The 14,751-nt window shown below is 64.5% G+C and carries 14 protein-coding genes; 6 read left to right on the top strand and 8 right to left on the bottom strand.

Annotated features, from left to right (window positions below; genetic code table 11):
• Nucleotides 1–96 precede the first annotated feature (96 nt).
• From R3F72_RS01220 to R3F72_RS01195, 6 genes are all read right to left on the bottom strand, one after another.
• Nucleotides 97–543: a cytidine deaminase gene (locus R3F72_RS01220; RefSeq protein ID WP_332778726.1), complete on the bottom strand. Its 447-nt coding sequence runs from the start codon at nucleotides 541–543 to the stop codon at nucleotides 97–99.
• The gene (gene deoD / locus R3F72_RS01215) at nucleotides 540–1,268 is read right to left on the bottom strand and encodes a purine-nucleoside phosphorylase (RefSeq protein WP_332778725.1); all 729 of its coding nucleotides are present in this window, start codon (nucleotides 1,266–1,268) and stop codon (nucleotides 540–542) included. Before deoD ends, R3F72_RS01220 begins: the two co-directional genes overlap by 4 nt.
• A gap of 1 nt (nucleotide 1,269) precedes the next feature.
• Nucleotides 1,270–2,526, bottom strand: coding sequence for a phosphopentomutase (locus R3F72_RS01210; protein WP_332778724.1), 1,257 nt, complete (start codon nucleotides 2,524–2,526; stop codon nucleotides 1,270–1,272).
• A gap of 46 nt (nucleotides 2,527–2,572) precedes the next feature.
• Nucleotides 2,573–4,003: a thymidine phosphorylase gene (locus R3F72_RS01205; RefSeq protein ID WP_332778723.1), complete on the bottom strand. Its 1,431-nt coding sequence runs from the start codon at nucleotides 4,001–4,003 to the stop codon at nucleotides 2,573–2,575.
• Between the two features lie 48 nt (nucleotides 4,004–4,051).
• Nucleotides 4,052–4,828, bottom strand: coding sequence for a deoxyribose-phosphate aldolase (deoC, locus tag R3F72_RS01200; RefSeq protein ID WP_087717744.1), 777 nt, complete (start codon nucleotides 4,826–4,828; stop codon nucleotides 4,052–4,054).
• Nucleotides 4,829–5,118: 290 nt separating this feature from the next.
• A complete protein-coding gene (locus R3F72_RS01195) occupies nucleotides 5,119–6,390 on the bottom strand; it encodes a NupC/NupG family nucleoside CNT transporter (RefSeq protein ID WP_087717836.1) in 1,272 nt (423 codons plus the stop codon).
• Between the two features lie 367 nt (nucleotides 6,391–6,757).
• On the opposite strand from R3F72_RS01195, the gene R3F72_RS01190 reads away from it, so the two are divergent.
• The 5 genes from R3F72_RS01190 to R3F72_RS01170 all read left to right on the top strand — a co-directional run bounded on the left by R3F72_RS01190 (nucleotide 6,758) and on the right by R3F72_RS01170 (nucleotide 12,848).
• Complete coding sequence (locus tag R3F72_RS01190) at nucleotides 6,758–7,762, top strand: nucleoside-specific channel-forming protein Tsx (protein WP_332778722.1); 1,005 nt, start codon at nucleotides 6,758–6,760, stop codon at nucleotides 7,760–7,762.
• 139 nt (nucleotides 7,763–7,901) lie between these two features.
• A complete protein-coding gene (locus R3F72_RS01185) occupies nucleotides 7,902–8,678 on the top strand; it encodes a DeoR/GlpR family DNA-binding transcription regulator (RefSeq protein WP_332778721.1) in 777 nt (258 codons plus the stop codon).
• A 120-nt stretch (nucleotides 8,679–8,798) separates the two neighbouring features.
• Entirely contained in the window at nucleotides 8,799–10,322 is a 1,524-nt protein-coding gene (locus R3F72_RS01180; protein ID WP_332778720.1) for an NAD-dependent succinate-semialdehyde dehydrogenase, read from the top strand.
• The gene (locus tag R3F72_RS01175) at nucleotides 10,322–11,908 is read left to right on the top strand and encodes a PucR family transcriptional regulator (RefSeq protein ID WP_332778719.1); all 1,587 of its coding nucleotides are present in this window, start codon (nucleotides 10,322–10,324) and stop codon (nucleotides 11,906–11,908) included. Before R3F72_RS01180 ends, R3F72_RS01175 begins: the two co-directional genes overlap by 1 nt.
• A 220-nt stretch (nucleotides 11,909–12,128) precedes the next feature.
• Nucleotides 12,129–12,848 (top strand): haloacid dehalogenase type II, encoded by a 720-nt coding sequence (locus R3F72_RS01170; protein ID WP_332778718.1) that lies wholly within the window; start codon nucleotides 12,129–12,131, stop codon nucleotides 12,846–12,848.
• A gap of 4 nt (nucleotides 12,849–12,852) precedes the next feature.
• Here the strand turns inward: R3F72_RS01170 and R3F72_RS01165 are convergent, their stop codons facing one another.
• Both R3F72_RS01165 and R3F72_RS01160 read right to left on the bottom strand, forming a co-directional pair.
• Complete coding sequence (locus R3F72_RS01165; protein WP_087717748.1) at nucleotides 12,853–13,458, bottom strand: nitroreductase family protein; 606 nt, start codon at nucleotides 13,456–13,458, stop codon at nucleotides 12,853–12,855.
• A 24-nt stretch (nucleotides 13,459–13,482) separates the two neighbouring features.
• Entirely contained in the window at nucleotides 13,483–14,046 is a 564-nt protein-coding gene (locus R3F72_RS01160) for a DinB family protein (RefSeq protein WP_332778717.1), read from the bottom strand.
• A gap of 49 nt (nucleotides 14,047–14,095) precedes the next feature.
• Here R3F72_RS01160 and R3F72_RS01155 point away from each other — a divergent pair, with 49 nt between their 5' ends.
• Nucleotides 14,096–14,728: a LysE family translocator gene (locus tag R3F72_RS01155; protein WP_087717750.1), complete on the top strand. Its 633-nt coding sequence runs from the start codon at nucleotides 14,096–14,098 to the stop codon at nucleotides 14,726–14,728.
• The last annotated feature ends 23 nt before the right edge of the window (nucleotides 14,729–14,751 follow it).

Here is a 14,751-nt window from a genome sequence, read left to right as displayed (position 1 = left end):
GCTTTTCCTTCTTCTGCCTCTGCTTCTGCCCTCTCTTTTACCGCTTCTTGTGTCTGCTTCTACTTCTGCTTCTTCCCGGGCTCGGGCTAGTGGGCGTCAACGCGTTGTCGCCATGCCCGATGCCTTGTTCAGGTTTTCCGGGCCGAAGGAGTCGGGCAGCAGTTCGTCCATGGTGTAGTGCTTGAGCGGAGCGCCTTCGCCATCGAGCACGACGATTTCGGTCTCGGGTGTGGCGAACTCGCGGATGCGCTGGCGGCAGTCGCCGCAGGGCGTGCAGAGATGTTCGCCGGGGCCGATGACGTAGATCGTGCGGATCTGTCTTTCCCCGCTGGAGATCAGGCCGGCGATGGCGCTGGCCTCGGCGCAGAGCCCCTTGTAGTTGGCGCTTTCGACGTTGCAGCCGGCGTAGGTCTTGCCGCTCTCGCTGATCAGCACGGCGCCGACGGGGTGATCGGAGTAGGGCACGTAGGCGTGATCGCGAACGTTCAGTGCCGCCTGGCGGATCTCGTCGGGAACCCGGATGTCGCTTGTCGTCTTGCTCATCGTTTCGCTTCCTCGTCGTCTCGCAACAGGCCTTCCAGCGTGATCGCCATCATCTCGGAAAAGCCGGTCTGGCGGGCCTGGGCGTCGAGCGCTTCCCCCTTGAGAATATGGTCTGAAACGGTGCAGACCGTCAGCGCGCGGGCGCCGAATTCGGCGGCGACGCCGTACAGGCCGGCGGCTTCCATCTCGACGCCGAGGATGCCGTGGCGCTTCATGGTCTGGAAGAATTCGATGTCCGGGGTATAGAAAAGATCGGCCGAGAACAGGTTGCCGACCTTGACCTTCGTGCCGCATTCGCGCGCCGCGTCGACGGCATGACGGGTCAGGTCGAAATCGGCGATGGCGGCGAAGTCGTGGCCGTTGAAGCGCGCCCGGTTGACGCCGGAATCGGTGCACGCCCCCATGCCGATGACGATGTCGTTGACCGCGACGTCGTCACGCACCGCGCCGCAGGAGCCGACCCGCACCAGCCGCTCGACGCCGTACTCGGTGATCAGCTCCTTGGCGTAGATCGACAGCGATGGAATGCCCATGCCGCTGCCCATCACCGAGATCTGGCGTCCCCGATAGGTGCCGGTGAAGCCGAGCATGTTGCGCACGCGGTTGACGCACCGGGCATCTTCGAGAAACGTCTCGGCGATGAACTGGGCACGCAGCGGGTCGCCGGGCATCAGTATGGTGTCGGCGAAGTCGCCGGGCTGGGCTTCGATATGGGGCGTGGGCATCTCACGGGGCTCCGTTGTCGGGGGTGTCTTTCAGCAGGGACCGTCCGTATTCCATCGGCGACAGGCCGAGATGATCGGCCAGCGTCTGGCCGATGTCGGCATAGGTCTCGCGGCGGCCGTAGCTGCCGGGGGCCAGCACGTCGCCGGCGATCAGAACGGGCACCTGCTCGCGGGTATGATCGGTGCCGTGCCAGGTCGGATCGTTGCCGTGATCGGCGGTCAGAATCAGCAGGTCGCCGGGCTCCAGCTTGGCGACGACCTCCGGCAGGCGGCGGTCGAACGCTTCCAGCGCACTGGCGTAGCCTTCCGGGTCGCGGCGGTGACCGTAGAGGGTGTCGAAGTCGACGAAGTTGGTCATTACCAGTGTCTGTTTATTCGCCACTGAACGCTCGGCGGCCTCGTCGATGGCAGATAGCGTGGCGTCGAACAGGGCATCGTGACCGTGGGCCTTGATCACTTTCGAGACGCCGCAGTGGGCGTAGATATCGCCGATCTTGCCCACCCCGAGCACTGTACCGCCATCGTCGTGCAGCTTTTGCAACACGGTGGGCGTCGGCGGTTCGATGGCATAGTCGCGGCGGTTGCCGGTGCGTTCGAAACTCGAAGCCGTTTCTCCGATGAAGGGACGGGCGATGACGCGGCCGATGTTGTAGGGCATCAGCAGTTCGCGGGCGATCTCGCAGAGCCGATAGAGGCGGTCGAGGCCGAAGTGGGTCTCGTGGGCGGCGATCTGGAAGACCGAGTCCGCCGAGGTGTAGACGATCGGCTTGCCGCTTTCGATATGCGCCTCGCCCAGCGCTTCGAGGATCGGCATGCCCGACGCCTGGCAGTTGCCGAGCACGCCGGGCAGGTCGGCGCGTTCGATCAATGCCTCCAACAGGTCGGGCGGAAAGCTGTTCTCGCGCTCGTGGAAGTAGCCCCATTCGAACAGCGCCGGGACGCCGGCGATCTCCCAGTGACCGGAGGGCGTGTCCTTGCCGGAGGAGATCTCGCTGGCGCTGGCGTAAGCCCCTTCGACGACTTCGGGCACGTCGACGCCCGCCGCCCAGTCGCCGGTGCTCAGGTGGTGGGCGTGATAGAGCCCGAGACGAGCCAGGTTGGGTAGTTCGAGCGGGCGGCCGGCATCGGCGCGATAGCGGGCGATATGGCCGAGCGTGTCCGAGCCGGCATCGCTCGAGCTGGAATCACCATAGTCGGCGGCGTCCGGCGCGTTGCCGATGCCGAAGGAGTCGAGAACCAGCAAAATGGCGCGTTTCATGTCGTTTCTCCGTGCATGTCGCGTTCTTGTTCGTCTCTCGCCCCTGTCATGCCGACTGGCCTTCGCGCAGGGTGGCGTGGACCAGCGGCGGGATGGCGACGTCGTCCGTCTCGCTCAAGGTGAAGGCGCGGCGCAGACGCTGGGTGACGGATTCGGCATCGGCCCGGTCGGCGGCGTGGATGCGCAGCAACGGCTGGCCCGGTTCGACTCGCTGGCCGAGCGCGGCGATGTGCGACAGGCCGACCCGATGATCGATGGCATCACCCGCGTTGCGCCGGCCGCCGCCCAGTTCGACCACGCCGAGGCCGAGCGCGCGGGTGTCGATGGCGCTGATGCATCCCGCCCGGTCGGCGTCGAGGTCGATGGTGATCGGCGCGGTAGCGAGGTGGTCTTCGGGGCGTTCCGCCAGATCGGCGGGGCCGCCGAGGCCGTGGACCATGCGCGAGAAGCGCTCCAGCGCCTCGCCGGAATCGAGCGCGCGGTCGAGGCGGGCTTCGGCGTCTTCGGCATCGCTGGCCAGGCCGGATTGAAGCAGCATCTCCGCCGCCAGCGGTCGGGTGACCCGGTAGAGGCGGCTCTCCTTGCCTTCGCCACGCTCTTCATTGCGTCCGTTGCCACGCCCTTCATTGCGTCCGTCGCCACGCCCTTCATTGCGTCCGTCGCCACGCCCTTCATTGCGTCCGTCGCCACGCAATAGCCGCAGCGCCTCGAAGACTTCCAGCGAATTGCCGGCGCAGTCGGCCAGCGGCTGATTCATGTCGGTCAGAAGCACGCTGGTCTTCGTGCCCGCGCCGCAGCCGATGGCGACGATCGCTTCGGCGAGTTCGCGAGAGGCCTCCTCGGTGGGCATGAAGGCGCCACTGCCGACCTTGACGTCCATCACCAGCGTCTCGAGGCCGCAGGCCAGCTTCTTGCCCAGGATCGAGGCGACGATCAGCGGGATCGACTCCACCGTGGCGGTGACGTCGCGCACGCCGTAGAGGCGCTTGTCGGCCGGCGCCAGCGATCCGGTCTGGCCGATGATCGCGACGCCGACGTCTTTCACCAGGCGCCGGAACGTGGCGTCGCTGGGGGAAACGTCATAACCGGGGATCGACTCGAGCTTGTCCAGCGTGCCGCCGGTATGACCCAGGCCGCGCCCCGAGACCATCGGCACGTGACCGCCGCAGGCAGCGATCCACGGCCCCAGCACCAGCGAGACCAGATCGCCGACGCCGCCGGTGGAGTGCTTGTCGAGTACCGGGCCGGCAAGATCGAGATCGTCCCAGCGCATGACCTGCCCGGAATCCCGGATCGATTCCGTCAGTGCGACGGCCTCGTCCCGGTTCATGCCGTTGAGATAGACGGCCATGGCGAAGGCGCCGATCTGCGCGTCGCCGATACTGCCGTCGGCGATACCCCGCATGACCAGATCGAGCATCTGGCGATTGAGCGCCTGACCGTCGCGTTTACGACGAATGATTTCCTGGGTCAGCATGATATGGATCCGCAGTGATGTGGCGGGTTTCGCGGTAACCGCGGCTGATCAGTAACCGCTGGCGGTCGTCGGTCGGCTGTCGTCATCGCTGAGCGTGGCGAGCAGCGCGTCCAGCAACCCCGAAGCGCCGAAGCGGAAGTGCGCCGGGGTCAGCCAGGCCTCGCCCATGATACCGGCGGCCAGCTCCAGATAGGCCTTGGCATCTTCCGCGGTGCGGATCCCGCCGGCCGCCTTGAAGCCCACGTCGCGACCGCTGTCGCGAATGGCGGTGAGCAGGATCTCGGCGGCCTTGAGCGTCGCGTTGACCGGCACCTTGCCGGTGGAGGTCTTGAGGAAGTCCGCGCCACAGGCGAGGGCGATGTCTGCGGCCTGGCGGATCAGCGCGGGCTCCTCGAGCTCGCCGGTTTCCAGAATTACCTTGAGCAGGCGATCGCCGCAGGCCTCACGACAGGCCGTCACCAGCGCCCGGCCGGCATCGGCGTCGCCGCCGATCAAGGCCTTGTAGGGAAAGACCACGTCGACCTCGTCGGCGCCGGCCGCTACGGCTGCGCGGGTTTCGCGGGAGGCGCGCTCGACGTTGACGCAGCCGTCCGGGAAGTTGGTGACGGTGGCGATTCGCACGCGTTCACGAATACCCATCTCGGTCAGTTCACGGTTCGCTGTCTCGATGAAGGCAGGGTAGATGCAGACCGCGGCCGGGGCGCCGTAAGGCGTATCGGTGCGGCGGCACAGCGTCCGAATGGCGGCGTCGTCATCGCCGTCGTTGAGCGAGGTGAGGTCCATCATGGCCAGCGCCTGGCTGGCGGCGTGCTTGAGGCTGTTCATCTTCTTGTCTCCTGGTCTTTGTGCGAAAACTGCCTGCGCTCGGCCATACGGCGTTAAAAATCAGCTCAAAATACTCATTTACACTCCGTAAACTGGGGCGCCAGCCCGGTCCGTTTTCGCTGATTTTTGCCTTGTCTGCCCGTCGCTCGCCGACTTTTCGTACATAGCCTTGTTCGGCGTGGTCGCGACGGCCTCCTGCCGTTTCCGTTTTCTGGCTCGCGCAAGGATCCGGCAGTGATTCCTCGAGTCTGCCGGATTTTCATGACGGTCCTGTCCAGAGCGGTTCCGGGTCAGGCAGTGCCGGCCAGCGAGAGAAAGATCCCCGCCAGGGTGGCGGACATCAAATTGGATAGCGTGCCGGCGAGTACGGCCTTGAGACCGTAGCGGGCGATTTCCGGGCGGCGGCTGGGCGCCATCGTGCCGAGGCCGCCGAGCAGGATCGCGATCGAGGACAGGTTGGCGAACCCGCACAGCGCGAACGACAGGATCGCGGCGGTATGGGCGGACATTGCCTGCCCGGTCGATTCCACGATGGTATCGCCGCTGATGTAGGGGGCCAGGTTGATATAGGCCACGAATTCGTTGACCACCAGCTTCTGGCCGATGAAAGAGCCGGCCAGCATCGCCTCGTTCCAGGGGATGCCGAGCACGAATGCCAGCGGCGAGAACAGCCAGCCCAGGATCATCGACAGACTCAGCGAGTCCATGCCGAACCAGCCGCCGACCCCGCCCAGGATGCCGTCGATCATCGCGATCAGGCCGATGAAGGCGAGCAGCATGGCGCCCACGTTGGCGGCTAGCATCAAACCGGATGACGCGCCGGCAGCGGCCGCGTCGAGCACGTTGGCCGGCTTGTCCTCGGCTTCCAGGATCTCCTTGGCCTGCTCGGTGCGGTCGTCGGGCTTCTCGGTCTCCGGCATCAGAATCTTGGCGAACAGCAGGCCGCCCGGTGCCGCCATGAAGGACGCGGCAATCAGATACTCCATCGGGATGCCGAGCTCGGCGTAACCGGCGAGCACGGAACCGGCAACGGAGGCGAGCCCGCCACACATGACGGCGAACAGCTCGGACTTGGTCATGCTGGCCAGGAACGGTCGTACCACCAGCGGTGCCTCGGTCTGGCCGACGAAGATGTTGGCGGTGGCGGAGAGCGATTCGGTGCGCGAGGTGCCCAGCACTTTCTGCAGCGCGCCACCCAGAATCCGCACGACCCACTGCATGATGCCCAGGTAGTAGAGCACGGCCGTCAGCGACGAGAAGAAGATGATGATCGGCAGGACCTTGACGGCGAAGACGAAGCCGACGTTGGCCGGGTCGGCGAGGTTGCCGAACAGGAAGCCGATACCGTCGTTGGCGTAGTTGATGACCTGACTGACGGCGCTGGAAACGGAGCCCAGAACGGCCTGGCCGAACGGTACATAGAGCACGAAAGCGCCGATGCCGGCCTGAATGGCGAAGGCGCCGATGACGGTGCGCAGGCTGATCGCCTTGCGGTTGCTCGAAAAGATCAGCGCGATCAGCAGCAGCACGATGACGCCGACCAGACCCATGAGGAGTGTCATGTTGTTGTCCTTGGTGTTGGCCTTGATGAGTCGAAAATGCATGTCAGGGCGTGCCGGGGCCATTGAAACGGACATGATTTCACGCCAACCGTCTCATGCCGCTCGCTCACGCATCGGTCAATGCCTTTTCTTGAAAGGTTTTTAACATTTTTTGGTTTTGCTCGTCACTTATTGTTTTTATTCTTACAAGCTCATAGAGTAGTTCCCGACGAGGCGAAGGCCCATATATAGTGCTTTTGGCTTGATATGACGCTTCGGCTCGGGCCATGCGTTCGCTTTCTCTCTAACCGGCTCGATTGCAGGGGAGATGAGAAAATAGTCACAAAATGAGCATCAACACGCCATAACAACAAAGTAGGGGGATGGCATGGTAGAAGGACTCGCACGGCCGGCGGCGGCTGAACGGTGGGCAGGCAAGGGATCTCATCTTCTGGCGTTGTCGGTCTCGTTGGGCTTGGGTTCGATGACGCTGGCGGCCGCTCCGGCCTGGGCCGCGGACGATCAGGGCGATGCGCCGGTCATCGAGCAGGAGACGCCGGACGAAGGGCCGATGTCGGAAGGCCAGACGGCCGACGGGCCTTATCTTTCCGACTGGTATCACCAGAACGTCACGGTGATCGGCAGCAAGAACATTCGCTTCGGGCCGCAGCAGATCGACGACATCTATCTGGAGTACGAATTCTTCGGTCGCAAGGGGCCGCTGGATCTCTACGGCTATATCGATTTTCCCAAGTTCTTCGGCACCGGTAACGCCGCAGACAGCGGTATCTTCGACAAGGGCTCGCCGGTCTTCATGGAGCTGGAACCGCGCCTGTCGATCGATGACATGACCGGCCAGGATCTGAGCTTCGGCCCGTTCAAGGAGTGGTTCGTCGCCTTCGACTATATCTTCGACTGGGGCCACAACACCGAGAACCGCCAGAACACGCTCTACGCCGGCCTGGGAACCGACATCGAAACCGGTTCGCCGCTGGGTCTCTCGTTCAATTTCTACAAGCGTCGCCAGTGGGAGAACTACGGCGCCCCGAACGAGAACTCCTGGGACGGCTACCGCGCACAGTTGAACTACTCCTATCCGCTGGCCAGCTTCGACAACGGCGCGTCGCTGGTCTATGTCGGGTTCACCAACCACGACTTCGGTTCGGATCTGGGCGATAACGATCCGACGCGCACCAACGAGTCGACCGTGGCGACCAACGTGCTGTTGTACCAGTTCACGCACCTGCGCTTCATGGCGGTGGCACGTTACTTCCACAACGGCGGGCAGTGGAACGACGGCGAAATGGCACCGTTCCCCAACAGCCATGGCGACAGTTTCGAACTGCGCTCCACCGGCTGGGGCTACTATTTCGGTGTCGGCTGGCAGTTCTGAGGTCGGTGTCGGCTGGCAGTCCCGAGACGACGAAATGGATGTCATCGACGAGGAGCCTTCGGGCTCCTCGTCGCGTTGCGTTTCCAGTAGAGATCGGGGATAAGATCTGACCCTCAGAAGACAGGATCGGGAGAACGTCATGAATGGCCGCAGCGCCGTACGGCTCGAGAGACTTCGTGAAGCGATCAGACGCAACGGTACCCTGCCGTTGGCCGAGGCGGCGGCGCTGTGCAACGTCTCCGAGATGACGGTGCGGCGGGACATCGCCGCCAGCAACGGCGCGATCGTCTCCTTCGGCGGCCATCTGGTCATGGCCGACAACCCCCAGTTCGCCGCCGCCTACAATCTCGATGCGCAGAGGGACCGGTACGCGAAGGCCAAGCAGCGCCTGTGCGAGGCGGTCGCATCGAGGATCGAGGACGGCGATACCGTGTTCGTCGACTGCGGCACCACGCTGATGCCGTTCTGCACGCTGCTGCCGCGCGAGATGAACGTCACCATCGTCACCTACGCGCTCAACGTCGCCAACGCCTTCAGCCAGCGCGATATGCCCAACATGCGGCTCGTGGTACTCGGCGGGCTCTACTACGCCTCTTCGGACTCCTTCGGCGGGCAGGACGTCACTACCGCGATTCGCCGGCTGGGCATCAACAAGGCGCTCATTTCCGCCGCCGGCGTACATGCCGAGAAGGGGGCGAGCTGCTTCCACTTTCACGAGGTGGCGCCCAAGCAGGCCGCCATCGAACACGCGGAGCGGCGCATCCTGGTCGCCGACGAGAGCAAGCTCGATGTGATGCGAGCGGCGTTCTTCGCCGAACTGCCGGACTTCGACACCCTGTTGACCAGCGGCGATCCGGGCCGGGCGTGGCGGGATCGGTTGAAGGAGAGCGACGCCGCGAAAGTCGAAGTGGTGTGAGGTTTCCTGCCTTTCGTAGACTTTGATCGTATTTCTATCCTGTCATGGGCAGGAAGTATTCGGTTCGTCCGGCGGTTAGGATGACTGAACTTCCTACTTTCCGAACAGGTGACCGGATCGATGTCTTCTTCATCAACGTCTTCTTCTTCAACGCCTCTCCATAATCAACCCGCGCCGTCTTCCCAAAGCCAACTCGCGTCGCTCGAGGCCCCCGCTGACGCTGCCTACTATCCCGCGGCCATCGTCGGTTTCGATGCCGACGGGGCAGGCCGCTACGCGCTGCGTTCTCCCGCCACCGGCAAGGTGATCGCCGAGGTTGCTGATTGCGGCGTCGAGCAGGCGAAGCTGGCCGCTGACAACGCCCAGCGCGGCTTCGAGGCCTGGCGCAAGACCACCCCATTCGAGCGCGCGGCGCTGCTCAAGGCATGGCACCAGGCGATGCTGGAGGCCAAGGAGACCCTCGCCGTGACCATGGCGCGGGAGATGGGCAAGCCGATCCGCGAAGCGCGGGGCGAGGTCGACTACGCCGCCAGCTTCCTGAAGTGGTACGCCGAGCAGGCCAAGCGCATCGACGGTGACATCCTGCCCGCCCAGCATCCGGACAAGCGACTTGCGGTGCTGCGCCAGCCGGTCGGCCCGGTGCTCGCGATCACGCCGTGGAACTTCCCGGCGGCGATGATCACCCGCAAGGTGGCGCCGGGGCTGGCGGCCGGCTGCTCGGTGATCGTCAAGCCGGCGGAACAGACGCCGATCACGGCGCTCATGCTGGCCCGGCTGTGGCAGCAGGTCGGCGGGCCGGCGGAGGTCTTCCAGGTGATTACCGCCGAGCGTCCGGCCGCGGTCAGCGACGAGCTGATGGCGGACCGGCGCATCCGCAAGGTGACCTTCACCGGCAGCACGCCGGTCGGCAAGCACCTCTACGCCAAATCCGCCGCCACCATGAAGCGGATGTCGCTGGAGCTGGGCGGCCATGCGCCGTTCCTGGTCTTCGACGATGCCGATATCGATGCCGCCGTGGCCGAAGTGATGGCGAGCAAGTTCCGCAATGGCGGCCAGACCTGCGTCTGTGCCAACCGCATCTACGTGCAGCGCGGCATTCTCGAGACCTTCTCCGAGCGTCTGACCGCCGCGGTGGACGCGCTGCGCGTCGGGCAGCCGGAAGACGAGTCGACCCAGATCGGCCCGCTGGTCAGCCAGGCCGGCCGCGACAAGGCGCAATCCCACATCGACGATGCGCTGGGCAAGGGCGCGAAGCGTTTGACCGCGGCGCGGGATGTCGACGGTTTCTTCGTGGCGCCGACGGTGCTGGCGGATGTCACCGGCGACATGCGGATCATGCAGGAAGAGACCTTCGGCCCCGTCGCGCCATTGATCGCCTTCGACAGCGAAGAAGAGGCGATAGCAGCGGCCAATGCCACGCCGTTCGGGCTCGCCGCCTATCTGTGGACCCGCAATCTCGGGCGCGCGGCACGCGTCTCCGAGGCACTGGACTACGGCATCGTCGGGGTCAACGATGGCGCGCCGTCCGTACCGCAGGCGCCGTTCGGTGGCGTCAAGGATAGCGGCCTCGGCCGCGAGGGGGGCCGCTACGGCATCGATGAATATCTCGACCTCAAGTTCGTCTCGACGCGACTGGACGGCTGATGGCAATGGGGGATGAGGACGCCGCCGCAGCGCGGCTGCCGGCCGAGCTCGATCTCGCCACCGCGCTGCACGAGACCAACCTGCGCCAGGCCCGCGTGGTGGCCGGTGAGCGTTCGCTGGGCCGGCCGCTGCGCTGGGTCCATATGGTGGATCATCCCGACATCATCGCCTGGGTGCGCGAAGGCCAGCTGCTGCTGACCACCGGCTATCACTGGCCCGACGAGCCGGAGGCCGAGCGCGCCCTGATCGAGGCGCTGGTCGACAAGGGCCTGGCCGGCGTGGCGCTGGCGGTACCGCGGTTTCTTACTGCGTTCCCGGAGACCAGCCGCCGCGTGGCCGCATCGCTCGACTTCCCGCTGCTGGAAATCCCCTGGGACGTGCCGTTCAGCCAGATCACCGAGGAAGTGCACGCCTGGCTGATCGCACGGCAGGGCCAGTTGATCGCACGGGCGGAACGAATTCACCGCGATCTCACCCGCTCGGCGTTGACGGCACGCAGCCTGGGTGACATCGCCACGGCCTTGAGCCTGCTGCTGGAGCGGGACGTGCTCTTCACCGGGCTGGACGGCGAATGGCTGGGCGGCAGCGCCGAGCTTGAGACGATGCGCCTGCCCACGCCGACCATGCTGACCGAGGCCCAGTTTCTGGCCGAGGCCACGGCTCGCTCCCTCGGCGAAGAGGCCGGGTGCCGGATGCTGGCCTGTCCGGTGCGAATCCGGGAGGCGCCGACGGCCACGCTGTGGATCGATGAAACGGCCTCCCATGTCAGCGAGCTCGAACGCCGGGCGGCGGAGCAGGCGGCGCTGATCTCCGCGCTGCATTTGTCGCACCAGCGGGCGCTGCAGGCACAGGAGACCCGGCTGGGCTACGCCTTCGTCGATTCGCTGCTCGAAGGGCGCTTCGAAGCCACGCCGGCGGCGCTGGAGCGGGCATCGTTGCAGGGGTGGGAGCCCCATGGCGCGTATCACGTCTGCGCGATCCTGCTCAACGAGCCGGTGCCGCTGACCCGCGAGGGACTGCTGCGGCGGGAACGCTGGGAGCGCCGGCTGGGCGATCGTCTCGAAGCGCTCGGCTTGCCACGCTTGATCTCGGTCTCCCTCAACCAGTTGCTGTTCCTGGTGCGCGCCGACATCTCGACCGAAGCGCTATGGCGCGAGTTGAGCGACGGCGAAGCCGCCCTGGCGATCAGCCGCGAAGCGAGAGGGGCGGCAGCCATCGCCCAGGGAGCGGGCGACGTGGCGCGACTGCTGCCTTCGCTCAAGGCCGGCGAACGGCGGGATTTCGAAACCCTGCTGTTCACCCGCGTACTGGAAGGCGACAGCGAAGCGCGGAAACTGTTTCTGGCACGCATCTCGCGAGCGCTGGGCGAAGGGGCGCGTCGACATAATGCCCTCGAGACGCTCTCGGCGCTGGCCGCAAGCGGCTTCCAGCTGGCGCAGACCGCACGGGCGCTCGATATTCATATCAGCACCTTGCGCTACCGCATCGAGCGATTGGAAACGGCACTGGGCATGAACCTGAACGACACCGATATCCGGCTGCAGTTGCAGGTGGCGGTGCGACTGCTCAACGCCGACGGAGATTAGGCTTTGTCTGAAAACTGCCTGCGCTCGGCCATACGGCGTTAAAAATCGGCTCAAAGTACTCATTTACACCGCGTAAACTCCGTCTTTTCGCCGATTTTTGCCTTGTCTGACCTTCGTTCGACGACTTTTCAGACAAAACCTAGAGAGTCCTGGATGATGGTCAACCGACCATCTCGATACGCTTTCACGAACGTACCGACATTCAATCAGAGAGACGACCATGCAACTGACGGATTTCACTACCCTGACCTTCGATGTCTACGGCACCCTGATCGACTGGGAGAGCGGCATGGTGGCCGGGCTGCAGCCACTGCTGCAGCGCACCGAACTGGGCCTGAGCCGCGACCAGATTCTCGAGGCGCACGCCCGGCACGAGTCCACCCAGCAGCGCTATACCCCGCATCTGCAGTATCGGCTGCTGCTGGCGGTGGTCTACAAGCGTCTGGCGGAGGAGTGGGGCGTGACGGTGACGCACGACGAATGCCTGGCCTACGGCGATTTCGTCAAGCAGTGGCCGGCCTTCGCCGATACCGCCGAGGCGCTGGCCTATCTCAAGCAGCACTACAAGCTGGTGGTGCTCTCCAACGTCGACAACGAAAGCTTCGCCTACAGCCAGCGCAAGCTCGGCGTCGAGTTCGATGCGGTCTATACCGCCGAAGACATCGGTTCCTACAAGCCGGCACAGCGCAACTTCGACTACATGATGGAAAAGCTCGGCGAGCGCGGCATCGACAAGTCGAAAATTCTGCACACCGCCGAGAGCATGTTCCACGATCATCAGCCCGCCAACCACAATGGCCTCGCCAACTGCTGGATCTACCGCCGCCACGACAAGGAAGGTTTCGGCGCGACGATGAACCCCGGCGACATGCCGACGGTCGACTTCCGTTTCAACAGCATGGCGGAGCTGGCCGAGGCGCATCGGGCGTTGACGAGATAAGCGTTCATTGGCGCGCAGCGGGATGCCCGATGCAGAACAGCGCAATGGATCGGAATGGCGTAGGAAGTCGGAGAGCGGTCTGCATGATGTCATCGTCGTAGCCCATGACCACGACGCCACCGAGCTCCTGCTCGGTGGCCGACAGATAGAGATTCTGAATCACGGCGCCGGCTTCGAAGTCGATATAGCGTACGCCACGTAGACCATCCGGCTGCTGGTCAGCGAAATGATCGATGGCGATTTGGCGGTCGGCGGCGACGACGATCACGGCGGGGGAGTCTTCCAGCCAGGTATCGTCTGCCAGAGACGCCGACAACAGCGTGCCCGAACGAATGCCATGCAGGCGTTGCCAGGTTTCTTCGTGGATAGTCCCGGTTTCATACAAGCCGGGTTCGAGCCCTTCGATTCGTCGGGCGATGACGAACGTTTTCAGGGGATATAACGCGTGCGCCGACGGGGCGGTACGCATGCCATCGGAATGGGTGCTGCCTTGGGCCGCAAACAGCAGACGCTTCAGGTTACCCACGGAGAGCGTTTGATCATCGAATCGTCGGCAACTCCGACGTTGTCTCAGGAGTCGTTCCAGCGCACTGGTTTGAACTTGGCTCATGGCGATTCCTTATAGTCCTTCTTGTCAGGCTGGTTGGCGATTGCCCCACACCTGCGCTTCGCTGATGCCCAGCGTTGCAAACTCTTCCCGCCGCAGCGGGGCTTCTTCCTGCAGAAAGAATTCGTCCAGCTGCGGCGGAGCGACATCGGTCTCCGAAAGCATGGCGTGAACCTGACCACGATGATGCGTCTGATGCACGAACAGATGCGCCAGCACCCGGTGCGCCGGCTCGCGCTGCTGGCGGTCGGCCCGCTCGAGCGTGACGTCGGCGGCCAGCGAAGCCTCGTCGAGCGCGTCGCAGATCGCGATCAAGCGTCTATCCAGTGCTTCCTGGGCCGGCCACAGCGTGTCGACACGAGAGTGGGGCAGCTCCTCGTCGAAGGCGCGCTGACCGAGCGTGCCGCCTTCGAGGGCATCGATATAGTAGGCATCGACGATCAGGATGTGGTTGAGCGTGGCGTGAATCGACGGGAAGAAGCTGCTCCGCCTGGCGTGAAAGGCCTCGTCGGACAAGCGGGCGCAGGCAGCCAACAGCCGATGGTTCGACCACAGGTTGCAGTAGGCTTGATGGCGAAAATATTCGATCATGGTCGGGCACCGGCTCAATCGTCTTCTCTCCAGCATCTCAGGAATCGACATGGAAATGCTACACGGCCTGATCGTCATCACTTTCGTGCATCTGCTGGCGGCCGCCTCGCCGGGGCCGGACTTCGTGCTGGTCACCCAGCAGACGCTGAATCACGGCAAGCGCATCGGCCTGTTGTGCAGCCTGGGCATCGCGCTGGGGCTGTCGATTCACATCGTCTATTCCGCGTTCGGGCTGGCGGCGGTGATCGCCAACTCCACCGAGGCGCTATGGGCGATCAAGCTGATCGGCGGCGCTTATCTGCTCTATCTGGGGATTTTGGGGTTGCGCTCGCGCCCGGCTGTGACCGATACCGAGGCCGTGACCCCGGACGCGGCACCGCCTCGCTCGGCGCTGCGCACCGTCGGCATGGGATTTCTCTGCAACGCGCTCAACCCCAAGGCGCCGATCTACTTCGTCTCGCTGTTCACCATCGTGCTGTCACCGTCGATGCCGCTCTATCAGATCGCCATCTACGGCGCCTGGATCATGCTGATCCAGCTGGGTTGGTTCTCGGCGGTGGCGCTGCTGCTCTCCACGCCCCCGATCCATCGCGCGTTCAAACGCTTCAGCCACTGGATCGATCGGGTGCTGGGCCTGGCGATGGTGGCGCTGGGAATCAAGGTGTTGACGACGCGGGTGTGAGTCGGAAACGCCGACAGACGACT

Origin of the sequence: Salinicola sp. 4072, assembly GCF_036663415.1 — a bacterium.
Taxonomy (GTDB): Bacteria; Pseudomonadota; Gammaproteobacteria; order Pseudomonadales; family Halomonadaceae; genus Salinicola; species Salinicola salarius_A.
Note: the sequence above shows the minus strand (reverse complement) of the source record. Positions and strands in the feature narration are given on the sequence as shown.